Here is a 23419-nt window from a genome sequence, read left to right on the forward strand (position 1 = left end):
GAGAACAGCATGCAGACTGCCGACTACATCATCGTCGGCGCCGGTATCGCCGGCGCCTCCACCGGCTACTGGCTCGCCGCCCATGGCCGCGTGCTAGTGCTCGAGCGCGAATCCCAGCCTGGCTATCACTCCACCGGCCGTTCGGCGGCGCTCTACACCGCCGCCTACGGCACGCCACAGGTACGCGCCCTGACCCTCGCCAGCCGTGCTTTTTTCGATCATCCGCCCAGTGGTTTCGCCGAGCATCCTCTGCTCACCCCGCGCGGTGAGATGACCGTGGACTTCAACGGCGATCCGGCCGAACTGCAACGCCAGTACCTCAGCGCCAAGGCCTGCGTGCCCGAATTCGAGCTGCTCGATGCCGACCAGGCCTGCGCCCGCCTGCCGGTGCTGTGTCGGGACAAAGTCCATGGCGCCCTCTACGACCCGAGCGCCAGCGACATCGACACCGATGCCCTGCACCAAGGCTACCTGCGCGGCATTCGCCGGCAACAGGGCGAAGTGCGCAGCGATTGCGAGGTGCAACGGGTGGAGCGTGACGCCCAAGGGCTGTGGCAGGTGCATACCAACCAGGGCAGTTTCAGCGCCCCCGTGCTGATCAACGCCGCGGGCGCCTGGGCGGACCACATCGGGGTACTGGCCGGCGCTCGTCCCCTCGGCCTGCAACCCAAGCGCCGCGCTGCCTCCATCTTCGCCGCCCCCGAGGGCGTCGACTGCCACCACTGGCCGATGCTGGTCAGCCTCGATGAATCCTTCTACATGAAGCCGGATGCCGGCATGCTCCTGGGCTCTCCCGCCAATGCCGACCCGGTGGAGCCACACGATGTACAACCCGAAGAGCTCGACATCGCCTTAGGCATCTATCAGATCGAGGAAGCCACCACCCTGCGCATCCGCCGTCCTACCCGCACCTGGGCCGGGCTGCGCAGTTTCGTTGCTGACGGCGACCTGGTCGCCGGCTTCGACCCGCAGGTGCCTGGGCTGTTCTGGGTCGCGGGCCAAGGCGGCTACGGCATCCAGACCTCACCCGCCATGGGCCAGGCCAGCGCCGCCCTGGTGCGTGGCGAGGCGCTGCCGGATCACCTGCATGGCTTTGGCCTGACGGCCGCCATGCTATCCCCGGCACGCCTGTCGGGATGACGCGCCGCCGCGATTGCGGCACACTCGCAGCGCCCTCGCCGCAGGGCGCTGACACAGCCTGGAGCCTGCCTCAATGCCATCCCCTCGCCCTGACCCGACCCTGGACAACTACCGGGCCATCGCCGATGCCATCGCCACCCTGTTCTTCCCCCACGCCGAAGTGGTGCTGCACGACCTGCGCACCCAGAAGATCGACTACATCGCCAACAACCTGTCCAAACGCGAGATCGGCGACGATGCGGCCCTGGAAGACATGCTCGAGCACGGTACCGATGAAACCAACATCGGCCCCTACGAAAAACTCAACTGGGACGGGCAGAAGATCCGCTCGTTGAGCACCGTGTTGCGCGATGCCGCAGGCACACCCCTGGCCATGCTGTGCATCAATCTGAATATCTCGCTGTTCGAGAACGCCAAGGCGGCGCTGGATCTGTTCCTTTCACCCAGCCGATTGATTCCCCAACCCGACGCGCTGTTTCGCGATGACTGGCAGGAACGTATCAACACCTTCCTCAACGGCTGGCTGCGCCAGCGTCAGTTGAGCCTTAACCTGCTGACCCGCGATCACAAGCGCGAGCTGGTCCTGGCCCTGCATGCCGAGGGCGCCTTCAAGGGCAAGAGTGCGGCCAACTACGTGGCCAACGTGCTGGGAATGGGACGGGCGACGGTGTACAAGCACTTGAAGGAACTCAAGGCCTGAGTGCTGCAGAGGTCCCTTGACGATTGCCGGGACTACACAGCGGTCGGAAAAGGGGCGCAAGGCGCCCCCAGCGCAGTGTTTCAGTCGCCGTAGATATCCGATTTGAAGTACTTGGCCTGGATCTTCTGGTATTCGCCGTTGGCACGAATGGCATCGATGGCGCTATTGAGCTGGCTCACCAATTCGGTGTTGCCTTTGCGCACCGCGATGCCGGCACCTTCACCGACATACTTGGGGTCCTTCAGCTCCGGCCCTACGAAGGCAAAGTCGGCGCCACGAGGCATCGACAGGAAGTCCTCCAGGGGAATGGTATCGGCAAAAATGGCATCCACACGCCCGGACGCCAGGTCCATGTAGATCTCTTCGTTGTTGCTGTAGCGGTTGACCTTCACACCCATGGGCTCGAGCACTTCGGTGGCGTAGCGGTCGGTGGTGGTGGCACGCTGCACGCCGATGGTCTTGCCTTTGAGGCTCTGGTACTGGTCATCGACCACCGCCCCCTTCTTCATCACCAGGCGCGATGACGTGAAGTAGTACTTGTGGGTGAAGTCCACCGATTGCTTGCGCTCTTTGGTAATGGTCATCGACGACAGGGCCGCATCGATCTTCCTGACCTTCAACGAGGGGATCAGCCCGTCGAACTCGACCTCGTTCCAGACACATTTGACCTTCATCTGCGCGCACAGGGCATTGCCGATCTCGTAATCGAAGCCCACGATTTCGCCCTTGTCGTTTTTCGCGGCAAACGGCGGGTAGGCGGCCTCGATACCGATGCGCAGGACGTTCTCGGCAGCGTACAGGTTGCTACCGGCCAACAGGCCCAGGGCCAGACCGCTGATCAGGATGAGCTTTTTCATGGGGGGATCTCTCTCGCTCGTTATTGGAGGTGTGGTGCAAGACAGAGGAAAGGTGACAGGCGCAAGGCTGCCTGGAATCATTTTGTACTTATGATTCCATACTGGACTTTTTTGTATAGAAACTCAACTACCAACCACAACGTGCGGCAAGGGCAGACGCATCCGGCCCGCCCGTGCCCCGCCAGGTTCACCAGCGACCGGCGGCATCCTGGTCGCTTTGCCGACCTTCGACCCAACGCGGCCCATCCTGGGTGTTCTCTTTCTTCCAGAACGGCGCCCGGGTCTTGAGGTAGTCCATGATGAAATTGCAGGCATCGAACGCCGCCTGACGGTGAGCGCTGGCCACGCCGACAAAGACGATCGGTTCGCCCGGCTCCAGCGCGCCGATGCGGTGCAGCACCTCGACCTTGAGCAGTGGCCAGCGCTGCTCGGCCTCGACGACGATCTTGGCCAGAGCTTTCTCGGTCATGCCTGGGTAATGCTCGAGGAACATCCCCGCCACTTCACGGCCATCGTTGAAATCCCGCACATAGCCAACGAACCCTACCACCGCGCCCACGCCGACGTTGGCCGCGTGCATCGCATTGACCTCAAGGCCTGGATCGAAGGCCTGCTCCTGTACTCGAACGCCCATGCTCAACCTCCCGTGACCGGCGGGAAGAACGCTACTTCGTCGCCCTCCTCCACCGGCTCGGCCAGCTTGCTCAGATCCTGATTGCGTGCGCACATCACGTTCTGCTCGGCCAGCACCTCGTATTGCCCGCCCTTGGCCACCAAGGCCTGGCGTACGTCGTCCAGGGTCGCGAAGGCACCTTCGAGCGGCTCGCCATCGACCCCTAGCAATTCACGATAACGGGCGAAATACACCACCTGAACCTTCATCACGCCTCCACCTGGTAATGGCCGCTCTTGCCGCCGAGCTTCTCCAGCAGGCGCACTTGCTCGATCACCATGCCTTTGTCGACGGCCTTGCACATGTCATAGATCGTCAGCGCCGCAACGCTGGCGGCAGTCAGCGCTTCCATTTCCACACCGGTCTGCCCGGCCAGCTTGCAACGGGCGACGATGCGCACCGCATCAGAACCTTCGGCGTTGAGCTCGACCTTGACGCTGGTGAGCATCAGCGGGTGGCACAGCGGGATCAGGTCGCTGGTCTTCTTCGCCGCCTGGATCCCGGCGATGCGCGCCACGGCGAACACATCGCCCTTGGGATGCTCGCCGTCGACGATCATCTGCAACGTCTGCGGCAACATGCGCACCCGCGCTTCGGCCACCGCCTCACGCGCGGTCACGGCCTTTTCGGTGACGTCGACCATGTTGGCGCGCCCCTGGGAATCGAGATGAGTCAGCACTGCATTGCTCCTGTGAAGGGAACAAAGAGTGTAAACCCGCAGGTCAGCTTTGAGCAGTGGTTGTGTCGCGGGCAAGCCAAATCCCGCTGGCCGCCATGGGAGCGGGTTAATCGGCGTAGAGGACATCACAGAAGCCGGGCGGCGAACCGCCCGGCAGACTGGGGTTTACAGGTGGGACTCGGCGTACTCGGCCAGCACCGAGCGTGGCACGCCCTGCAAGGTGATATGAACGCCGTGAGGGAAGTCCTTGAAGCGTTCGGTGAGATAAGTCAGCCCGGAGCTGGTGGCCGACAGGTAAGGGGTATCGATCTGCGCCAGGTTACCCAGGCACACCACCTTGGACCCTGCCCCGGCACGGGTGATGATGGTCTTCATCTGGTGCGGGGTGAGGTTCTGGCACTCGTCGATCAGGATCAGGCTCTGCTGGAAGCTGCGCCCACGGATGTAGTTCAGCGACTTGAACTGCAACGGGACCCGCTCGAGGATGTACTCGACGCTACCGTGGGTACTCTCGTCATCCATGTGCAGGGCTTCGAGGTTGTCGGTGATGGCGCCCAGCCAAGGCTCCATCTTCTCGGCCTCGGTCCCCGGCAGGAAGCCGATCTCCTGGTCCAGCCCCTGCACGCTGCGGGTGGCGATGATGCGCCGGTAGCGCTTGCTGACCATGGTCTGCTCGATGGCGGCGGCAAGCGCCAGGATGGTCTTGCCGGAGCCGGCGGCGCCGGTCAGGTTGACCAGGTGGATATCTGGGTCGAGCAAGGCGAACAACGCCAGGCTCTGATGGATGTCGCGGGGTTTCAGCCCCCAGGCTTCCTGGTGCAGCAACGGCTCCTGGTGCAGGTCGAGCAGCAGCAGTTCGTCTTCACGGATGCCTTTGATCCAGCCGACGAAGCCTTGCTCGTCGATGATGAACTCATTGACGTGCACCGCCGGCAGGTTGTCGGTCAGTTGTACCCGATGCCAGGTGCGACCACGCTCCTGCCGGGTTTCGACCTTGCTGACGCGATCCCAGAACGAGCCGGTCACCGAGTGGTAGCCCTTGGACAGCAAGGAGACGTCATCGACCAACTGGTCGGTGCTGTAGTCCTCCGCGGCGATGCCGCAGGCACGCGCCTTCAGGCGCATGTTGATGTCCTTGGTCACCAGCACCACGTCCAGATCGCAGCGGCGGGCACGCAACTCCAGGAGTTGGTTGATGATGATGTTGTCGTTGAGGGTTTCGGGCAGCAGCCGGTTTGGCTCGTTGCGTGGGCTCATCAGGATCGACAGGAACCCTTTGGGCCCGCTCTTGCCACGCTGGATCGGCACGCCCTGCTCGACGTCGCTGGGCGAGGCATCGCCAAGGGTCTGGTCGATGAGGCGGATGGCCTGGCGGCATTCGGCGGCGATGGTGTGTTTGCCGGTCTTGAGCTTGTCGAGTTCCTCCAGCACCGTCATCGGAATGGCGACATGGTGCTCCTCGAAGTTGAGCAAAGCGTTTGGATCGTGGATCAGGACATTGGTATCGAGCACATACAGGATTGGCTGGGTGGAGGAAGAATTGCGTCCTTGGTCATCCATACTCGGTCACCTTATGTGAAAGCCACACGACGCGTAATGCTGCGCCGCAGAGTGACCGCCGTTCTCCCCGTATCCGCGTCGTTACGGGCGGGGAGCGCACCTGGCAAGGAGGGCCTGGATGACGCCACCTGTGCTGCAGGATTCGGCTGTCTGGTACCTACATACCGCATTAATGATGACCAAAAAAAGTCTTTTTACGTTCCTTTGAACTTTATTTTTCCGATTGACGTTCAGGACTTGGCTTGAGCCGTGAGCGGGACTAGAGTCAAAGATCAAGCCCCATCACGCTGCCCATAATCCCGGCAATCTTCCCAGCCGATTCCACTCTGCGCCGTGTTGCGCAACAGCCAATCCAGCGCCGTTTGCGCCTTGGGCAGGTTGTCGTGGAACTGGATCACCCCTTTGCGCCACAACAGCATCAAGGTCAGCACCCGATGTGCCGAGGCCTCGGCGCTGAGCGCACTGTCATCCTGGGCGTCGATCTCCCACAGCGAAACCTGAAGCCTCTGGCTGGCCATGAATGCCTCGCCATCGGCACGACGCTGCCCGTACGGCGGGCGGAACAACGGCACATACTGCGCCGGCAGGTCGGACTGGACCCGGGCCTGGGCCCGGCGCAGCGAATCCTGCCAGTCCAGCCATTGGGCATGGGAGCGGTACTCCCAGCCCTGGATGCCCACGCATTGCCCGGTATAGAGCGCCCCCACAGGGGCGCGCTGCTGCAAGCGGTTACCGAGCACGAAGAACAGGCCGCCGAGCTTCTGCCGGCGCAGATAATCGGCCAGCTCGTCGGTGGCACCGCCCGCGGGAGTGGGGCCACCGACGAATGTCAGCAGGAACACCCGGTCGTTGAGTTCATCGCCTGTGCGCTCGCTGTCCGACAGGCGCTCGACCTCGCTGCTGGTCTGAGGGAACAACGCCGCCTTGCGCAGTTGTTCATCCAGGTAACGGGTGTGGAATGCCCGGCTGGGCTCGAGCCAGCCGGTATAGAACTCGCCCACGCCGGAGGTGAAAGTGGCGGCCAGGGTCCGCAGTTCGGCCATGGACTCCAGCGGATAGCAGAAGGACGCATCCTGCTCGCAACTGCGCTGGGCCTGTTGATAGTTTTCCCATAGCCGCTGCCACATGCGCGCGCGCACCGCACGTATCACCGCCAGGTTGATCTGGCGCAGTTGCAGGCGCGCCGCCAGAGCCGGCTCGTCGAGCATTTCACTCTCCTGCAGCACCTGGGCGAACGACAGGATTTCGGCCCGCGAAGCGACATCGAACAACGCCGGGCTGTCCAGTTGTTCAGGCCACAGCGTGCGGTCCAGGGTGGCCTGGGGCGAAGGGGCAGCCTGGGCGGCAAGGCTCAGCAGGCCGGCCAGCAGGACGAAGGCAATACGCACGAATCAAGCTCTCCGCAGCAACATGACGCGCACTATAACGTGGCGTTGGGCGATGGTCCGTGACTATCGTCGCGATAGTTTGGTCTTGCCGGCCCCAGCCCGTAGAATCCGCCTCGACGATTCCAGGAGCCGACCCGATGCTGACGGTGATTTCCCCCGCCAAGACTCTCGACTACGACACCCCGCCGGTGACCCAGCGGTTCACCCTGCCCCAGTACCTGGACGACTCCCAGGTGTTGATCACCCAACTGCGCGAATTCACACCCGCACAAATCAGTGAACTGATGCACCTTTCCGACAAGCTCGCCGGCCTCAACGCCGCCCGCTTCGGCAGCTGGACCCCGGATTTCACCCCGGCCAACGCCAAGCAGGCGCTGCTGGCGTTCAAGGGTGACGTGTACACAGGCCTGGACGCCGAAAGCCTCGGCGAGGACGACTTCAGCTACGCCCAGGACCACCTGCGCATGCTGTCGGGCCTTTACGGCCTGCTGCGCCCGCTGGATCTGATGCAGCCCTACCGCCTGGAAATGGGCACCAAGCTGGCCAACGTCCGCGGCAAAGACCTCTATGCCTTCTGGGGCACGCGCATCAGTGAATGGCTGAATCAGGCCCTGGCCGATCAAGGCGATGACATCCTGCTGAACCTGGCCAGCACCGAGTACTTCAGCGCGGTCAAGCGCAGCGCCCTGAAGGCACGGGTGATCGATGTCGACTTCAAAGACTGGAAGAACGGGCAGTACAAAATCATCAGCTTCTACGCCAAGAAAGCCCGCGGAATGATGAGCCGCTTCGTGATCCAGGAGCGCATCAACGACCCCGAACAGCTCAAGCGCTTCGATGTGCAGGGCTATTACTACAGTGCCGAACAGTCCAAGCCAGACCACCTGGTGTTCCTGCGCGACCACCCTGGCGAGTAAGACCTTCAGGTCCTGCGCATTAACAGTGGGAGCAACAGTCTTGCGTTGCTTGCACCGGCCTCTTCGCGGGTAAACCCGCGAAGAGGACACCCCTGAACAAGACAGCTGCTGCTACTGGTCGTCTCACCGCATCCGACAGCCCTGCAATGGGGCAGGCTTCAAATGGCCATCTCGTCATAATTTCGACGTCAAAAAAACCACTGCCCAGCCGTTATTGCAAAACGCCATAAGACCGTTCGTAGTTTTTTGACGAATTTTGAAAAAAATTTTCGCATGCTGGCATATAACCATCCCACGTCGTTTTCGCCCTTTATATATAGGGGTGAAACTGATACGTGCTATCAGATTGAAAGTATTTTCCACTGAAAAAATATTTAGAAATCTTTCATACCTGCAGAACCCACCTTGGAACTTCTGCTACCGGCAATCGCTCATAGGACCCGTAACGATTTTCTTGCGGGTGTCGTGAGAGATGACTTACAGATGACAACCGGCCGGTATCCACTACCGGCTCCGATAACTTCGACAGACGCAACGGTATCAACCGAAAGCCCTGTCCACGAAGGAGAGACGCGCCCCTATTAATCGTCCTAGTGGTTGATTTCATAGGATTTTTCCAATTGAAAGAGCAAGCACAGCAGTAGGCGTAATAGCACACTGCAATAAAGACGGCTGCATTTCAGGGCACGCCTTTTAATACTGGCCATTTAACTGCCAACTTTGAGTGCACAACTTTGCGCGCTCTGGATTTATTCATGCCTGCGTTCGGTGATATGTGCAATCGCCATGGCACCGTGCGCCCGAAAACTGCTGGTTAATCAACCCGGTCCGGCTCTTTTGCGAAGGAGCCGACGTGATAAACACACGAGGTGAATACGATGCGTATCAGCATCTTTGGTTTGGGTTATGTGGGTGCGGTCTGTGCAGGTTGCCTGTCGGCACGGGGTCACGAAGTGATTGGCGTGGACGTGTCCAAGACCAAAATCGACCTGATCAACCAGGGCAAGTCGCCCATCGTCGAGCCGGGTCTGGAACAGCTCCTGCAGCAAGGCATCGCCAACGGCCGCCTGCGTGGCACCACCGATTTCGCCGAAGCCATCCGCGCCAGCGATGTGTCGATGATCTGCGTCGGCACTCCCAGCAAGAAGAACGGCGACCTGGGCCTTGAGTACATCGAGTCGGTGTGCCGCGAGATCGGCTACGTGCTGCGCGACACCGAGCGTCGCCACACCATCGTGGTGCGCAGCACCGTGCTGCCGGGGACCGTCAAGAACGTGGTCATCCCGATCCTCGAGGACTGCTCCGGTAAGAAAGCCGGCGTCGACTTCGGTGTCGCGGTCAACCCGGAGTTCCTGCGTGAAAGCACCGCCATCGCCGACTACGACCGCCCACCGATGACTGTCATCGGCGAGCTGGACAAGGCCAGCGGCGACGTGCTCCAGGCCATCTACGAGGAACTGGACGCACCGATCATCCGCAAGCCGGTCGAAGTGGCCGAAATGATCAAGTACACCTGCAACGTCTGGCACGCCACCAAGGTCACCTTCGCCAACGAAATCGGCAACATCGCCAAGGCGGTGGGTGTCGATGGTCGCGACGTGATGGACGTGGTTTGCCAGGACAAAGTCCTGAACCTGTCGCAGTACTACATGCGCCCAGGTTTCGCCTTCGGCGGCTCGTGCCTGCCCAAGGACGTGCGTGCCCTGACCTACCGCGCCTCCAGCCTCGACGTGAAAGCTCCGCTGCTCGACTCGCTGATGCGCAGCAACGAGTCCCAGGTGCAGAACGCCTTCGACATCATCGAAAGCCACGACAAACGCAAGGTCGCTTTGCTCGGCCTGTCTTTCAAAGCTGGCACCGACGACCTGCGCGAAAGCCCGCTGGTGGAACTGGCCGAGCGCCTGATCGGCAAAGGCTACGAGCTGAACATCTACGACCAGAACGTCCAGTACGCCCGTGTCCACGGCGCCAACAAGGAATACATCGAGTCGAAGATCCCCCACGTGTCCTCGCTGCTCAATGACGATCTTCAACACGTCATCGACAACGCCGACGTGATCGTCCTGGGCAACCGCGACGAGAAGTTCCGCGCCCTCGCTCAGCAGGCACCGGAAGGCAAGCAAGTGATCGACCTGGTCGGCTTCATGACCAAGCCGACCTGCACCACCAGCCGCACCGAAGGCATCTGCTGGTAACCCCCGGCCGGGCAGCGGGCGACCGCTGCCCTTCCCCCTGATTCGCGCGACGGATGCTGAACATGCAAAGACTCCAGACAGTGCTGCTGCAGTGCGCCGGATGGCTGCTCTACATGAGCCTGCTCATGTTGATCGCCTTGGCCTTGCCCAGCGACATCTTCGACTCGCAGTCGAAGCACTTCATCTTCCTGGTCGGCGCGGTCGGCATCTGGCGCTACTCCATGGGCGCCACCCACTTCATCCGTGGCATGGTGTTCCTCTACGGCGTCTACCCCTACCTGCGCCGCAAGGTACGCAAGCTGGGCAAAGCTGCCGACCCGTCCCACGTGTACCTGATGGTCACCAGTTTTCGCATCGATGCCCTGACCACCGCGCAGGTGTACAGCTCGGTGATCCGCGAGGCCATCGAATGCGGCTTCCCCACCACCGTGGTCTGCTCGCTGGTGGAGATGTCCGATGAGCTGCTGGTCAAGAGCCTGTGGGCCAAGTACAACCCGCCCGCCCACGTCAACCTGGACTTCGTGCGCATCGCCGGTACCGGCAAGCGCGATGGCCTGGCCTATGGCTTCCGGGCCATCTCGCGGATGATGCCGGACGAGCATGCCGTGGTGGCGGTGATCGACGGCGATACCGTGCTCGGTGAAGGCGTGGTCCGCAAGACCGTGCCGTGGTTCAAGCTGTTCCCCAATGTCGGTGGCCTGACCACCAACGAATTCTGCGAAGTGCGCGGCGGCTACATCATGAGCGAGTGGCACAAGCTGCGCTTCGCCCAGCGCCACATCAACATGTGCTCGATGGCCCTGTCCAAGCGCGTGCTGACCATGACTGGGCGCATGTCGATGTTCCGCGCAAGCGTGGTGACCGATCCTGAGTTCATCGCCGACGTGGAAAGCGACTCGCTGCACCACTGGCGCCTGGGCCGCTTCAAGTTCCTCACCGGGGACGACAAGTCCAGCTGGTTCAGCCTGATGCGCCTGGGCTACGACACCTTCTACGTGCCGGATGCTGCGATCAACACGGTCGAGCACCCACCGGAGAAGAGCTTCATCAAGGCCAGCCGCAAGCTGATGTACCGCTGGTACGGCAACAACCTGCGGCAGAACTCCCGCGCCCTGGGGCTGGGCCTCAAGCGCCTGGGCCTGTTCACCTGCATCGTCCTGCTCGACCAGCGCGTGTCCATGTGGACTAGCCTGCTGGGCCTGACGGTGGCGGTGATCGCCAGCCTCAAGTTCGGCATGGGCTTCTTGCTCGTGTACCTGCTGTGGATCGGCATCACCCGCCTGATCCTCACCATCATGCTGCTGTGCTCGGGCCATAACGTGGGGCCGGCCTACCCGCTGATTCTCTATTACAACCAGATCGTCGGCGCGCTGATGAAGATCTACGTGTTCTTCCGCCTCGACAAGCAGTCCTGGACCCGTCAGCCGACTGCCCTCAAGCGTGACCTCGAAAGCTTTCAACAATGGTTCAACACCTGGTCTTCACGGACCATGACCTTCTCGGCAGCCAGCATCTTCGTCGCTGTGCTGTTCATGGTCGTGTGAGCCCCCCGGAACGGATCTAACAGGAACGAAATCGCCATGAATACCGCCGTGAACGCCAATGTCGTGCATGAGTCCGAAGCCCAGCGCCAGCATGTCCGGGTACGTATCCCTGCCAAGCTGCGCTACCTGGACCGCAATCGCGAACCGCACGATGTGAAGGTGGACGATCTCTCCGCCGGGGGCCTGTCCTTCCATACCAGCAAACCCTTGAACGTCGGCGATGTGCTGCGCGGTCGCCTGCAGTTCACGGTCGACAACCTGGGCCTGTCCATGGACGTCGAGTTCCAGGTGCGCTCCTACCAGAGCACCGGTCGCACCGGCGTGCAGTTCCAGAACCTCGAACCGCGCGACGTGGCCACCCTGCGCCATATCATCACCACTTTCCTGTCCGGCGAGATGATCAACGTCGGCGGCGTGCTCAGCACCCTGCAACGCGACAACTTCACCAAGGCACGCAAGCAGAAAGACAGCGGCTCGGGGCTCTCGGCCTTCGGTCGCCTGCGCGCGGTGACCGTCAGCCTGGGCGTGTTCGTGGTCGGCGTGGCCGCGTTCGGCTTCATCGCCAAGTCGCTGTACGGCATGTACTTCGTCAGCCACGCCGAGGCCGGTGTGGTCTCGGTGCCCACCACCAACGTCACCATGCCGCGCGACGGCAGTGTGCAGAGCCTAGTGGAAAACGGCGCCCAGGTGGTCAAGGGCGCGCCGCTGGCAAGCTTCAGCACCAGCATGCTCGATTTGCTCAAAGGCCATCTGGACGACTCGCAGCTCGAGCCCGCCAAGGTCGAGGAGCTGTTCGGCAAGCAGCTCTCCGGCACGCTCACCAGCCCATGCGACTGCGTCGTCGCCCGCCAGTTGGTGGATGACGGCCAGTACGCCAGCAAGGGCCAGCCGATCTTCCAACTGGTGCCACGCACCACCAACCCGATGGTCGAGGCGCGCTTCAGCTATCGCCAGTTCGACCAGGTCAAGCCAGGCACCCGCGTGCAGTTCCAGGTGGCCGGCGAAGACGAGATGCGCACCGGCAAGATCGTCAGCAGCGCCAGCCTCAACAGCGAAGACCTGGCCTCGGATATCCGCGTGCAGATCAAGCCTGACAGTGGCCTGCCGGCAGAACTGGCCGGTCGCCCGGCGGCCGTCAACGCCGATCGTGGCCCGTCCCTGGACTGGCTGATCGACAAAGCCGTAGCCCGCGGGCTGTAAGAGGGATCGGACCATGAACCCTTCGAACCGTATGACACCGCTGCAAGCGGCCGGGGCCTTGTTCGCGGGTAAACCCGCTCCCACAGGGATCGAATCGAGCCCTGCGCGCAGCATTCGCCCGCTGGCCTGGTGCGGCCTGGCCTTGGCCGTCGCCCTGGCCGGCTGCTCGGGCCTGCCCGACCAGCGTCTGGCCAACGAGGCCATGAAGCGCGGGGACACCGCCCTGGCCGAGCGCAATTACAAGGCCCTGGCCGACCTTGGCTACAGCGATGCCCAAGTGGGCCTGGCCGATATCCAGGTCGCCAGCCAGGACCCTGCCAAGCTCAAGGCAGCCGAGGCCACCTACCGCGCCGCCGCTGCCACCTCGCCCCGAGCCCAGGCACGCCTGGGTCGCCTGCTGGTGGCCAAGCCTGGCACTACCCAGGCCGAGCGCGAGGAGGCCGAAACCCTGCTCAAGCTCGCCGCCCAGCAAGGCGAGCGCAACACCCTGATCCCGCTGGCGATGCTCTACCTGCAATACCCGCAGAGCTTCCCCAAGGTGAACGCCCAGCAGCAGATCGACCAGTGGCGCGCCGCCGGTAACCCCGAGGCGGGCCTGGCCCAGGTGCTGCTCTACCGCACCCAGGGCACCTACGACCAGCACCTGGGCGACGTCGAAAAAATCTGCAAGGCCGCGCTGGACACCACCGACATCTGCTATGTGGAACTGGCCACCGTCTACCAAAAGCGCGCCCAGCCCGACCAGCAGGCCGCACTGATCCAGCAGCTCAAGGCCGCCTATGGCCGTGGCATCGTGCCGGCCACCCGGGTCGACAGCGTCGCCCGCGTGCTGGCAGACCGCAGCCTGGGCCAGACCGACGAAAAGACCGCCAAGGAGCTGCTCGAGCAAGTCGCCCCGGTCAATCCGGCTTCCTGGGTGAGCCTGGCGCAGTTGGTGTACGACTTCCCGGAGCTGGGCGACAACGACCAGTTGCTCGCCTACATCGAAAAGGGCCGTCAGGCCCAGCAGCCCCGCGCCGAACTGTTGCTCGGCCGCCTCTACTACGAAGGCAAGACGCTCCCGGCCGACGCCAGCAAAGCCGAAGAACACCTGCAGGCCGCCGCCGCCGCCGGCGAGGTCAGCGCCCACTATTACCTCGGCCAGCTGTACCGCCGTGGCTACCTGGGCCACGTCGAGCCGCAAAAAGCCGTCGACCACCTGCTCAGTGCCGCCCGTGGCGGGCAGAACAGCGCCGACTACGCCCTGGCCCAACTGTTCAGCGAAGGTCATGGCATTCGCCCTGCTCCGGCCAACGCCTGGGTGTTCGCCCAACTGGCCCAGGCCAACCCGTCGCCGCAATCGACCGAGCTGCTGCAAAAGCTCGACACGCAATTGAGCCCTGACCAGCGCAACCAGGCCCAGCGCCTGCTGGACCAGGAAAAGCAGGCACGCGGCAGCATGGCCCAGGTCGGTTCCAACCCCCTGGCCTTCGAAGCCCTGCAAGACGACGCAAAAGAAGAAGTAGACGGTGAGGACTCGCTATGACGCTCAATCCCTTCGTGAAAGCCGGCATTGGCCTGAGCTTCGCCCTGCTGTGGTCGTGCCCGACCCTGGCGGACATGACCGCCGAGAAGAACTTCGGCCTGGACATCAAGATCACCGGCCAATCCGAGGACGACCGCGACCTGGGCACCCGCTCCGGCGGTGACGTCAACGGCCTGGGCCTTGACCTGCGCCCTTGGGTCTACGGCGAACGCGGCAACTGGAGCGCCTTCGCCATGGGCCAGGCAGTAGCCGCCACCGATATCATCGAGACCGACACGCTGCGCCAGTCCGAGGACGGCAGCACCGTGGACAACGCCGATGACAGCCGCAAGCCGGACAAGAGCTACCTGGCCATGCGCGAGTTCTGGGTCGGCTACAGCGGCTTCACGCCCTACCCAGGCGAACAGCTGCGCCTGGGCCGCCAACGCCTGCGCAGCGACGACGGCATGTGGCGCGACACCAACATCGAAGCGTTGAACTGGACCTTCGACACCACCCTGCTCAAGGCCGACCTGGGCGTGGCACAGCGCTTCAGCGAATACCGCACCGACCTCACCGAGCTTGCGCCCGAGGACAAGGACCGCACCCACGTGTACGGCAACGTTGCCACCCAGTGGACACCTGGGCACTGGGTCGGCGTGCGCGCCCACCACTCCAGTGACAGCGGCAGCCTGAAAGACCCCGGTGAAACCGTCGACCCGTTGGACAAGACCCGCACGGGCGATCTGACCTGGCTGGGCCTGGAGGCCAACAGCGACGCCTACAACTGGCGCAACGACCACACCGTCAACTATTGGGGCAGCGTCACCTGGCTGACCGGCGATCGCGACACCCTCAGCACCCAGACCGTGGGCAACGACCAAGTCGCCACCGGCAAGCAGAGCGGCGATGTCAACGCCTGGGCCACCGACTTGGGTGTACGCCTGCGTCTGGACCCCAACTGGCAGGTCGGTGCGGCCTATGCCCGTGGCAGCGGCGGTGGCGGCAGCGACGGTTCGAGCAACTACGAGCAGACCGGGCTCGAGAGCAACCGCTCCAACTTCACCGGCACCCGCTCTCGCGTGCACCGCTTCGGCGAAGCCTTCCGTGGCGAGCTGGGCAACCTGCAGGCGGCCACCCTGTTCGCCTCCTGGCAACTGCGCGACGACTATGACGCAAGCTTCATCTACCACAAGTTCTGGCGCGTCGATGACCAGCAGAACATCGGTTCCAGCGGCATCAACGCGGTGGTCGAGGACAACGGTGTGAACCGTCCGCTGATCAATGGCGAGAAGGACCTGGGCCAGGAAATGGACGTGGTGGTCACCAAGTACTTCAAGCAAGGCCTGCTGCCGGCTTCGATGAGCCAAGCCATCGACGAGCCGTCGGCCCTGGTGCGCCTGCGTGCCGGCGTGTTCAAGCCAGGCGATGCCTACGGCAGCGAAGCTGATTCCTACATGCACCGCGCCTTCGTCGACGTGATCTGGCGCTATTGAGGCCCGGGAGAGGACACTCATGAACCTTCACCCGCATTTTCGCCATGGCCTGCTGGCCAGTGCCCTGCTGTTGGCCAGCAGCGGCCTGGCCTATGCCGAGCCGGTCAAGCCGGTGGTCAAGGAATTGCAGCAGGCCAAGACCTACACGGTCTCCAGCGCGCCGATCGAGCCGTTGCAGATGGACCCGCCCAAGCTGCCCGACCTCTCCGGCTACACCGCCGAAGCGGTTCAGAAAAAGCTCGACCGCAGCCATAAAGGCAAGGTCAGCGTGCGCCGCATGCTCCAGGAGGAATCGCTCAAGGAGTTCATCGGCGGCGACAACAAAGGCGCCGAGTGGGTTCGTCGCCAGCAGGGCATTCCCCAGGCGATCTTCATCGATGATGGCCATGTGGACCTGGTGCAGTTGAGCAAGCAGGTGCCCAAGCAGTACCTGCGCGAAACCGAGCCGGGCGTGTACCTGGCACGCCTGCCGATCGTGGTCGGGCGCAAGGGCGTGCTGGAGATCAATGGCAAGGTCAAGGAACTGCGCCTGTCCCAAGAGGGCGGGTCATTTCTGATCAACGACGGCAAGCTGTTCGTCACCGACACCCAGGTCACCGCCTGGCGCGAGAAGGACAACGGCCCCGCCACCTTCCGCAAGCCGGACGAGTTCCGTCCGTTCCTGTTGTCCTGGGGCGGTACCGAGACCTACATCGTCAACAGCAAGATGGCCAGCTTCGGCTACGCCAAGTCCAAGTCGTATGGCGTCAGTATCTCCCAGTACACGCCGAACATGGCCAAGCGCATGGGCCGTCCGGAACCTACCGGCTGGATCATCGGCTCCGAATTCAGCGACATGTGGTACGGCTTCTATTGCTACGAGACCCAGGACTTCGTGATCAAGGACAACACCTATCGCGACAACATCGTCTACGGCATCGACCCCCACGACCGCTCGCACCGCCTGATCATCGCCGGCAACACTGTGTACGGCACCAAGAAAAAGCACGGGATCATCGTCTCGCGTGAGGTCAACGACAGCTGGATCATCAACAACAAGAGCTACGACAACAAGCTCTCCGGCGTGGTCCTGGACCGTAACAGCGTCAACAACCTGGTGGCCTACAACGAGATCTACCGCAACCACACCGACGGCATCACGCTGTACGAAAGTGGCGACAACCTGATCTACGGCAACAAGCTGCTCAACAACCGCCGGCACGGCATCCGCGTGCGCAACAGCGTGAACATCCGCCTGTACGAAAACCTCGCCATGGCCAACGGCCTGGTGGGCGTGTACGGGCACATCAAGGACCTCTCCGACACCGACCGCGACATCGCCCTGGACCCCTTCGATGCCAAAGTCTCGCTGATCGTGGTCGGCGGTGAACTGGCGGCCAATGGCTCCGGTCCCCTGTCGATCGACTCGCCGCTGTCGGTCGAGCTCTACAAGGTCTCCATGCTCGCCCCGCGCAAGGCCAACGGCATCAGCCTCAACGGCGTGCTCGGCGAGCGCCAGGACGAAATCCTCGACCTGCTGGTGCGCCAGCAGAAGGCCGTGCTGATCGACCCGGTCGAACGCCAGACCGAAATGATCGATTAAGGAAGCCCAGACCATGACTCCGCATCTGATGAAACTGCTCGGCTTGTCCGCCGCCCTCCTGGCCATCAGCCAGGGCGTGCGCGCCGCCGAGGTGCAGGCCCCGAGCTTCACCGCCGAGCCTTGCTGCCAGCTGTGCCCAGAGGCCCACGACGCCAGCCGTTACGTGACCCGCTACCAGCAGAACTTCACGACTCTGGTCCAGGCCAAAGGCGACTGGCTGTTCCGTACCCGCGAAGACCTGCGCACCGAATTCAACACCACCCCGGCCGGCTACAAACGCCTGCAACAGGTACATGACGCGTTCAAGAAACGCGGCGTGGAACTGGTGCTGGTGTACCAGCCAACCCGTGGCCTGGTGAACCGCAACATGCTCAACCCCGCCGAGAAAGCCGCCTTCGATTATCAAAAGGCGCTGGGCAACTACCAGGCCATGCTCAAGCGCTTCGCCAGCATGGGCTACAACGTGCCCGACCTGTCGCCGCTGACCAACGAGCAATTGGCCGCCGCCGACCAGGGCAAGGACTTCTACTTCCGCGGTGACCAGCACTGGACGCCCTACGGCGCCGAGCGCGCGGCCAAGATCGTGGCCGACACCGTACACAAGATGCCAGCCTTCGAAGGCATCCCGCGCAAGGAATTCGAAACCCACAAGTCCGGCCGCATGGGCAAGACCGGTACCCTGCACAACGTCGCCGGGCAACTTTGCGGCACCAGCTATGCGGTGCAGTACATGGACCAGTTCGCCACCGAGCCCAAGGGCGGTGCGAGCGATGGCGACGACCTGTTCGGCGATTCGGGCAATGCCAAGATCACCCTGGTCGGCACCAGCCACAGCGGCAAGAACTACAACTTCTCGGGCTTCTTGCAGCAGTACATCGGTGCCGACGTGCTCAACGTCGCCTTCCCCGGTGGTGGCCTGGAAGGTTCGATGATCCAGTACCTGGGCAGTGAAGAGTTCAAAAAGAACCCACCGAAGATCCTCATCTGGGAGTTCTCGCCGCTGTACCGCCTGGACCAGGAAACCATCTGGCGCCAGATCCTCGCCTTGCTCGACGACGGCTGTGACGACCGTCCGGCCCAGATGAGCGCCAGCGCCACCCTCAAGCCCGGTAAGAACGAGCTGATGGTCAACGGCAAGGGCGGTGTGATCAAAGACCTGATCAACCGCAATCACCAGCTGGACATCAAGTTCGAGGACACCTCGGTAAAGGTCCTGCAGGCCACCCTCTGGTACCTCAACGGCCGCCACGAGGACATCAAGATCGAGAAGCCGGAAACCTCCGACACCGACGGCCGCTTCGTCTTCCAGATGCGCGAAGACGAGGACTGGGCCAGTCAGAACCTGCTCGCCCTCGAGATCCAGGGGCCGGAAACCGGCACCCAGAAAGTCGAGGCCAAGCTGTGCAAACGCAACAACTTCGCCGGTCATGCGCAGAACACCGCGCAGGCCGGCCAGTGAGGCGACCATGAACCCATTGCGCACAATCACCGCACCTGCCCTGCTCGCCCTGGCCCTGTTCGGCCCGGCCGCGCAGGCCGGCAGCCTGGTGCCGCCACAGGGCTACTACGCAGGCATCGAGAAGCTCAAGAAAGGCGACGGCAACTTCCGCTGCGAACCGGCGCCCAAGCCCTACACCGGCCCCCTGCAGTTTCGCAGCAAGTACGAAGGCTCCGACGGTGCCCGTGCGACCCTGAACAAGGCGTCCGAAAAGGCCTTCCGCCAGTCCACCGAGGACATCACCACGCTCGAGCGTGGCGTCAGCAAGATGGTCGGCCAGTACATGCGCGATGGCCGCCCGGCCCAGCTCGACTGCGCCCTGACCTGGCTGGGTACCTGGGCGCGGGCCGATGCGCTGGCGTCCACCGACTACAACCACACCGGCAAGTCGATGCGCAAATGGGCGCTGGGCAGCATGAGCGGCTCGTGGCTGCGCCTTAAGTTCTCCAACTCCCAGCCGTTGGCCGCGCACCAGGCCGAGGCCGAGCTGATCGAGAAATGGCTGGCGCGCCTGGCCGAACAGACCGTGCGCGACTGGAGCGACCTGCCGCTGGAGAAGATCAACAACCACAGCTACTGGGCGGCCTGGTCGGTGATGGCCACCGCCGTGGCCACCGACCGGCGCGACCTGTTCGACTGGGCGGTGAAGGAATACAAGGTCGGCGCCAACCAGGTGGACGAACAGGGCTTTTTACCCAACGAGCTCAAGCGCAAGCAGCGAGCCCTGGCCTACCACAACTACGCCCTGCCGCCGCTGGCGATGATCGCAAGCTTTGCCCAGGTCAACGGCGTGGACGTGCGTGGCGAGAACAACAACGCCTTGCAGCGCTTGGCGCAACGAGTGCTCAGCGGGTCGAAGGATCCGAGCGCGTTCAAGACCCGCAACGGCGAGAAACAGGACATGCACGACCTGAAGATCGACAGCAAGTATTCGTGGATGGAGCCCTACTGCAGCCTCTATGCGTGCAGTGGCGACACCCTCCAGCGCAAGCGCGGCATGCAGCCGTTCAACAGTTTCCGCTTAGGCGGAGACCTGACCCGGGTCTACGACCCGAGCGCAGAGAGCAAGAAGTGACACGACACCCTGTGGGAAGCGGGTGAACCCGCTCCCACAGGGCCTTGGTATCTCCCACTTTCGAGTGGGGGGTTTGGGGGGCACTGTGCCCCGGATGCTGTGAACAAAAAAGGAGAACCGGGATGGTCTTCTCGTCCAACGTGTTCCTGTTCCTGTTCTTGCCGATCTTCCTCGGCCTGTATTACTTGAGCGGGCAACGCTATCGCAACCTGCTGCTGTTGATCGCCAGTTACATCTTCTATGCCTGGTGGCGGGTGGACTTCCTGGCACTGTTCGCCGGTGTCACCCTGTGGAACTACTGGATCGGCCTCAAAGTCGGCGCCGCGGGCGTGCGTACCAAGCCAGCCCAACGCTGGCTGCTGCTGGGTGTGGCAGTCGACCTGGCGATTCTGGGCTACTTCAAGTACGCCAACTTCGGCGTCGAGAGCCTCAACGCGATCATCACGTCGTTCGGCCTGGAACCGTTCATCCTCACCCATGTGCTGTTGCCGATCGGTATCTCGTTCTACATCTTCGAGTCGATCAGCTACATCATCGACGTGTACCGCGGCGACACCCCGGCCACGCGCAACCTGATCGACTTCGCGGCATTCGTGGCGATCTTCCCGCACCTGATCGCCGGCCCCGTGCTGCGTTTCAAGGACCTGGTCGACCAGTTCAACAACCGCACCCACACCCTGGACAAGTTCTCCGAAGGCTGCACCCGCTTCATGCAGGGCTTCATCAAGAAAGTGTTCATCGCCGATACCCTGGCGGTGGTCGCCGACCACTGCTTCGCCCTGCAGAACCCGACCACGGGCGATGCCTGGCTGGGCGCACTGGCCTACACCGCGCAGCTGTACTTCGATTTCTCCGGCTACAGCGACATGGCCATCGGCCTGGGCTTGATGATGGGCTTTCGCTTCATGGAGAACTTCAAGCAGCCGTACATCAGCCAGTCGATCACCGAGTTCTGGCGGCGCTGGCACATCAGCTTGTCGACCTGGCTGCGTGATTACCTCTACATCACCCTGGGTGGCAACCGCAAAGGCACCTTCAACACCTACCGCAACCTGTTCCTGACCATGCTGCTGGGCGGGCTTTGGCACGGCGCCAACTTCACCTACATCATCTGGGGCGCCTGGCATGGCACCTGGCTGGCCATCGAGCGCGCCCTGGGCATCGACACCAACCCGCAGCGCTTCAACCCGATCAAGTGGGCGTTCACCTTCCTGCTGGTGGTGGTTGGCTGGGTGATCTTCCGCGCCGAGAACCTGCACGTGGCCGGCCGCATGTACGGCGCCATGTTCAGCTTCGGTGAGTGGCAGTTGTCGGAACTCAACCGCGCCCAGCTCACCGGCCTGCAGGTCGCGACCTTGGTGGTCGCCTACGTCACCTTGGCGGTGTTCGGCCTGCGCGACTTCTACCGCAACGCCAAGCCCACGCCCAAGGCCACCCCGGTGCAGATCAACGCCGACGGCTCCGTGGGCCTGGACTGGACCCGCGTCATGACCCGCGCCCTGGTCCTGCTGCTGTTCGTTGCCTCGGTGCTCAAGCTCTCGGCGCAGAGCTACTCGCCGTTCCTCTACTTCCAGTTCTGAGGACAGGACCATGAACCGGACACTACGCATCACCTATTCCCTGTCGTTCCTGGGCCTGCTGACCGGGCTTGGCGCCTGGTCGGTGGGCGGCCTTGAAAGCTTCAACCGCACCGAGCAGATGACCCTGCTCAACGGCAAGCTGGCCAAGGCCGCCGAGACCCACTACGACGAGCAGTTCCCGATCAAACGCATCGGCACCAACCTGTGGGCGGCGCTGGACTACAAGCTGTTCAACGAAGGCCGCCCGGGCGTCGTGCTGGGCCGCGAGCAGTGGCTGTTCAGCGATGAGGAGTTCAAGCCCACTGCCGGCGCCGAGCAGCTGATGCAGGAGAACCTGGCGCTGATCCGCGGCGTGCGCGACACCCTGCAGCGCCAGGGCACGCAGCTGGTGCTGGCGATCGTCCCGGCCAAGGCGCGGATCTATTCCGAGTACCTGGGCAAGGACCAACCGGCCAGCCTGCACGAGAACCTGTACAACCAGTTCCACGCCCAGGCCCGCCAGGCCGGAGTCTTCGCTCCGGATCTGCTCGCGCCCCTGGAGCAGGCCAAGGCCCGTGGCCAGGTGTTCCTGCGCACCGACACCCACTGGACGCCCATGGGTGCCGAGGTCGCGGCCCAGGCTCTGGCCGAGGCGGTGTCGCGCCAGAGCCTGCTCAATGGCGACCCGCAGGCGTTCATCACCGAAGCCGGCGCCACCAGCCCCTACAAGGGCGACCTGACCAACTTCCTGCCGCTGGACCCACTGTTCAGCAACCTGTTGCCCTCACCGGACAATCTGCAGCAACGCAGCACCCGTCCGGTCGAGGCCGAAGGTGAAGCAGGCGACGCGCTGTTCGCCGAAACCCGGATCCCGGTGGCGCTGGTCGGTACCAGTTACAGCGCCAACCCGCACTGGAACTTCCTCGGCGCCCTGCAGCAAGCCTTGCGCAGCGACGTGGCCAACTACGCCGAAGACGGCCATGGCCCCCTGCTGCCAATGCTCAAGTACCTGCAGAGCGACGCCTTCAAGGACGCTCCCCCGCAAGTGGTGGTGTGGGAATTCCCCGAACGTTATCTGCCAATGAAGAACGACCTCAGCGCCTTCGATCCGACCTGGATCGCCCAGCTGAAGAACACCCGCAAGACCGAAGAAAACCTGGCCCTGTCGTCCAATCGGACGGTTCACTGAAGAGGACATCAACATGACCAACAAACCTTCCTTCGCTAAAGCCTTCACCCTCGCTGCGGGCCTGTCCCTGCTCTCGCTGCAGGCCCTGGCCGGCGCCGATGCGGCGCTCTATGGCCCGAGCGCGCCAAAAGGCTCGACCTTCGTGCGCCTGTACAACGCCTCCTCCAGCCCTGCCGCGGCGTCGGTGGGCAACACCCAGATCAAGCCGGTCGGCGCCCAGGCCAGCAGCGACTTCAGCTTCCTGCCCGGAGGTGACTACACCGCCCAGGTCGGCGGCAAGAGCGTCCCGGTCAAACTGGCCGCGGACAAGTACTACACCTTGGTCAACAACGCTGGCGGCAGCCCGCAACTGATCGAAGAACCACCGTTCAAGAACAAGCAGAAAGCCCTGGTGCGCGTGCAGAACCTGAGCGACCAGTCGCTGACCCTCAAGACTGCCGACGGCAAGACCGAAGTGGTCAAGCCTGTGGCCGCCAAAGGCCGTGGCGAGCGCGAGATCAACCCGGTCAAGGTCAGCCTGGCCCTCTACGAAGGCGACAAGAAAGTCAGCGACCTCAAGCCGGTCGCCCTTGAGCGCGGTGAAGCCGCGGTGCTCTATGTCACAGGTTCCGGCAGCAACCTGTCGCCGGTCTGGGTCACCCGTCCCGTTGCCAGCAACTGATT

General features: G+C 63.0%; 20 protein-coding genes. 14 read left to right on the plus strand and 6 right to left on the minus strand.

Annotated elements, in window-relative coordinates:
* The first annotated feature begins 9 nt into the window (after window positions 1–9).
* Window positions 10–1140, plus strand: coding sequence for an NAD(P)/FAD-dependent oxidoreductase (locus AB1N67_RS20460; RefSeq protein WP_367863340.1), 1131 nt, complete (start codon window positions 10–12; stop codon window positions 1138–1140).
* A 73-nt stretch (window positions 1141–1213) separates the two neighbouring features.
* Window positions 1214–1840 carry a transcriptional regulator gene (locus AB1N67_RS20465; protein WP_090346843.1) on the plus strand — a complete coding sequence of 209 codons (627 nt, stop codon included), beginning with the start codon at window positions 1214–1216 and terminating at the stop codon, window positions 1838–1840.
* 80 nt (window positions 1841–1920) lie between these two features.
* On the opposite strand, the gene AB1N67_RS20470 is transcribed toward AB1N67_RS20465, so the two are convergent.
* The 6 genes from AB1N67_RS20470 to AB1N67_RS20495 all read right to left on the minus strand — a co-directional run bounded on the left by AB1N67_RS20470 (window position 1921) and on the right by AB1N67_RS20495 (window position 6997).
* The gene (locus AB1N67_RS20470; protein WP_367863341.1) at window positions 1921–2697 is read right to left on the minus strand and encodes an ABC transporter substrate-binding protein; all 777 of its coding nucleotides are present in this window, start codon (window positions 2695–2697) and stop codon (window positions 1921–1923) included.
* Window positions 2698–2884: 187 nt separating this feature from the next.
* Window positions 2885–3331: a molybdopterin synthase catalytic subunit MoaE gene (gene moaE / locus AB1N67_RS20475; RefSeq protein WP_043207430.1), complete on the minus strand. Its 447-nt coding sequence runs from the start codon at window positions 3329–3331 to the stop codon at window positions 2885–2887.
* 2 nt (window positions 3332–3333) lie between these two features.
* Window positions 3334–3579, minus strand: coding sequence for a MoaD/ThiS family protein (locus AB1N67_RS20480; RefSeq protein ID WP_043207429.1), 246 nt, complete (start codon window positions 3577–3579; stop codon window positions 3334–3336).
* Complete coding sequence (gene moaC / locus AB1N67_RS20485; protein ID WP_043207428.1) at window positions 3579–4049, minus strand: cyclic pyranopterin monophosphate synthase MoaC; 471 nt, start codon at window positions 4047–4049, stop codon at window positions 3579–3581. Before moaC ends, AB1N67_RS20480 begins: the two co-directional genes overlap by 1 nt.
* Before the next feature lie 165 nt (window positions 4050–4214).
* Window positions 4215–5609, minus strand: a complete 1395-nt coding sequence (locus tag AB1N67_RS20490; RefSeq protein ID WP_043207427.1) for a PhoH family protein — start codon at window positions 5607–5609, stop codon at window positions 4215–4217.
* A 272-nt stretch (window positions 5610–5881) separates the two neighbouring features.
* Window positions 5882–6997, minus strand: a complete 1116-nt coding sequence (locus AB1N67_RS20495) for a polysaccharide deacetylase family protein (RefSeq protein WP_182942316.1) — start codon at window positions 6995–6997, stop codon at window positions 5882–5884.
* Window positions 6998–7134: 137 nt separating this feature from the next.
* On the opposite strand from AB1N67_RS20495, the gene yaaA reads away from it, so the two are divergent.
* The 12 genes from yaaA to AB1N67_RS20555 all read left to right on the plus strand — a co-directional run bounded on the left by yaaA (window position 7135) and on the right by AB1N67_RS20555 (window position 23417).
* Entirely contained in the window at window positions 7135–7914 is a 780-nt protein-coding gene (gene yaaA / locus AB1N67_RS20500; RefSeq protein ID WP_331370727.1) for a peroxide stress protein YaaA, read from the plus strand.
* 878 nt (window positions 7915–8792) lie between these two features.
* Window positions 8793–10109 carry a nucleotide sugar dehydrogenase gene (locus tag AB1N67_RS20505; protein ID WP_043207423.1) on the plus strand — a complete coding sequence of 439 codons (1317 nt, stop codon included), beginning with the start codon at window positions 8793–8795 and terminating at the stop codon, window positions 10107–10109.
* A gap of 62 nt (window positions 10110–10171) precedes the next feature.
* A complete protein-coding gene (locus AB1N67_RS20510) occupies window positions 10172–11653 on the plus strand; it encodes a glycosyltransferase family 2 protein (RefSeq protein ID WP_043207422.1) in 1482 nt (493 codons plus the stop codon).
* Window positions 11654–11689: 36 nt separating this feature from the next.
* Window positions 11690–12853: an alginate biosynthesis protein Alg44 gene (locus tag AB1N67_RS20515; RefSeq protein WP_043207421.1), complete on the plus strand. Its 1164-nt coding sequence runs from the start codon at window positions 11690–11692 to the stop codon at window positions 12851–12853.
* 13 nt (window positions 12854–12866) lie between these two features.
* The gene (algK, locus tag AB1N67_RS20520) at window positions 12867–14378 is read left to right on the plus strand and encodes an alginate biosynthesis TPR repeat lipoprotein AlgK (protein ID WP_232092067.1); all 1512 of its coding nucleotides are present in this window, start codon (window positions 12867–12869) and stop codon (window positions 14376–14378) included.
* The gene (locus AB1N67_RS20525; RefSeq protein WP_043207420.1) at window positions 14375–15853 is read left to right on the plus strand and encodes an alginate export family protein; all 1479 of its coding nucleotides are present in this window, start codon (window positions 14375–14377) and stop codon (window positions 15851–15853) included. The genes algK and AB1N67_RS20525 overlap by 4 nt, the downstream gene beginning before the upstream one ends.
* Before the next feature lie 19 nt (window positions 15854–15872).
* Complete coding sequence (gene algG / locus AB1N67_RS20530; RefSeq protein WP_182816359.1) at window positions 15873–17435, plus strand: mannuronan 5-epimerase AlgG; 1563 nt, start codon at window positions 15873–15875, stop codon at window positions 17433–17435.
* A 13-nt stretch (window positions 17436–17448) separates the two neighbouring features.
* Window positions 17449–18894 carry an alginate O-acetyltransferase gene (locus tag AB1N67_RS20535; RefSeq protein ID WP_090346837.1) on the plus strand — a complete coding sequence of 482 codons (1446 nt, stop codon included), beginning with the start codon at window positions 17449–17451 and terminating at the stop codon, window positions 18892–18894.
* A 7-nt stretch (window positions 18895–18901) separates the two neighbouring features.
* Window positions 18902–20008: a mannuronate-specific alginate lyase gene (locus tag AB1N67_RS20540; RefSeq protein WP_043207417.1), complete on the plus strand. Its 1107-nt coding sequence runs from the start codon at window positions 18902–18904 to the stop codon at window positions 20006–20008.
* A gap of 122 nt (window positions 20009–20130) precedes the next feature.
* A complete protein-coding gene (locus tag AB1N67_RS20545; RefSeq protein WP_070576265.1) occupies window positions 20131–21588 on the plus strand; it encodes an MBOAT family protein in 1458 nt (485 codons plus the stop codon).
* Between the two features lie 10 nt (window positions 21589–21598).
* A complete protein-coding gene (locus AB1N67_RS20550; RefSeq protein ID WP_043207414.1) occupies window positions 21599–22756 on the plus strand; it encodes an alginate O-acetyltransferase in 1158 nt (385 codons plus the stop codon).
* Window positions 22757–22769: 13 nt separating this feature from the next.
* Window positions 22770–23417: an alginate O-acetyltransferase AlgF gene (locus AB1N67_RS20555; protein ID WP_043207413.1), complete on the plus strand. Its 648-nt coding sequence runs from the start codon at window positions 22770–22772 to the stop codon at window positions 23415–23417.
* Window positions 23418–23419 lie beyond the last annotated feature (2 nt).

It is taken from the genome of Pseudomonas guariconensis (genome assembly GCF_040822035.1).
GTDB lineage: Bacteria > Pseudomonadota > Gammaproteobacteria > Pseudomonadales > Pseudomonadaceae > Aquipseudomonas > Aquipseudomonas guariconensis.

What these genes read in the sequence shown, in the direction of transcription:
- AB1N67_RS20460 (WP_367863340.1), top strand. Translation starts at nt 10, where the DNA reads ATGCAGACTGCCGACTACATCATCGTCGGCGCCGGTATCGCCGGCGCC.
- AB1N67_RS20465 (WP_090346843.1), top strand. Translation starts at nt 1,214, where the DNA reads ATGCCATCCCCTCGCCCTGACCCGACCCTGGACAACTACCGGGCCATC.
- AB1N67_RS20470 (WP_367863341.1), bottom strand. Translation starts at nt 2,697, where the DNA reads ATGAAAAAGCTCATCCTGATCAGCGGTCTGGCCCTGGGCCTGTTGGCC.
- moaE (WP_043207430.1), bottom strand. Translation starts at nt 3,331, where the DNA reads ATGGGCGTTCGAGTACAGGAGCAGGCCTTCGATCCAGGCCTTGAGGTC.
- AB1N67_RS20480 (WP_043207429.1), bottom strand. Translation starts at nt 3,579, where the DNA reads ATGAAGGTTCAGGTGGTGTATTTCGCCCGTTATCGTGAATTGCTAGGG.
- AB1N67_RS20490 (WP_043207427.1), bottom strand. Translation starts at nt 5,609, where the DNA reads ATGGATGACCAAGGACGCAATTCTTCCTCCACCCAGCCAATCCTGTAT.
- yaaA (WP_331370727.1), top strand. Translation starts at nt 7,135, where the DNA reads ATGCTGACGGTGATTTCCCCCGCCAAGACTCTCGACTACGACACCCCG.
- AB1N67_RS20505 (WP_043207423.1), top strand. Translation starts at nt 8,793, where the DNA reads ATGCGTATCAGCATCTTTGGTTTGGGTTATGTGGGTGCGGTCTGTGCA.
- AB1N67_RS20510 (WP_043207422.1), top strand. Translation starts at nt 10,172, where the DNA reads ATGCAAAGACTCCAGACAGTGCTGCTGCAGTGCGCCGGATGGCTGCTC.
- AB1N67_RS20515 (WP_043207421.1), top strand. Translation starts at nt 11,690, where the DNA reads ATGAATACCGCCGTGAACGCCAATGTCGTGCATGAGTCCGAAGCCCAG.
- algK (WP_232092067.1), top strand. Translation starts at nt 12,867, where the DNA reads ATGAACCCTTCGAACCGTATGACACCGCTGCAAGCGGCCGGGGCCTTG.
- AB1N67_RS20525 (WP_043207420.1), top strand. Translation starts at nt 14,375, where the DNA reads ATGACGCTCAATCCCTTCGTGAAAGCCGGCATTGGCCTGAGCTTCGCC.
- algG (WP_182816359.1), top strand. Translation starts at nt 15,873, where the DNA reads ATGAACCTTCACCCGCATTTTCGCCATGGCCTGCTGGCCAGTGCCCTG.
- AB1N67_RS20535 (WP_090346837.1), top strand. Translation starts at nt 17,449, where the DNA reads ATGACTCCGCATCTGATGAAACTGCTCGGCTTGTCCGCCGCCCTCCTG.
- AB1N67_RS20540 (WP_043207417.1), top strand. Translation starts at nt 18,902, where the DNA reads ATGAACCCATTGCGCACAATCACCGCACCTGCCCTGCTCGCCCTGGCC.
- AB1N67_RS20545 (WP_070576265.1), top strand. Translation starts at nt 20,131, where the DNA reads ATGGTCTTCTCGTCCAACGTGTTCCTGTTCCTGTTCTTGCCGATCTTC.
- AB1N67_RS20550 (WP_043207414.1), top strand. Translation starts at nt 21,599, where the DNA reads ATGAACCGGACACTACGCATCACCTATTCCCTGTCGTTCCTGGGCCTG.
- AB1N67_RS20555 (WP_043207413.1), top strand. Translation starts at nt 22,770, where the DNA reads ATGACCAACAAACCTTCCTTCGCTAAAGCCTTCACCCTCGCTGCGGGC.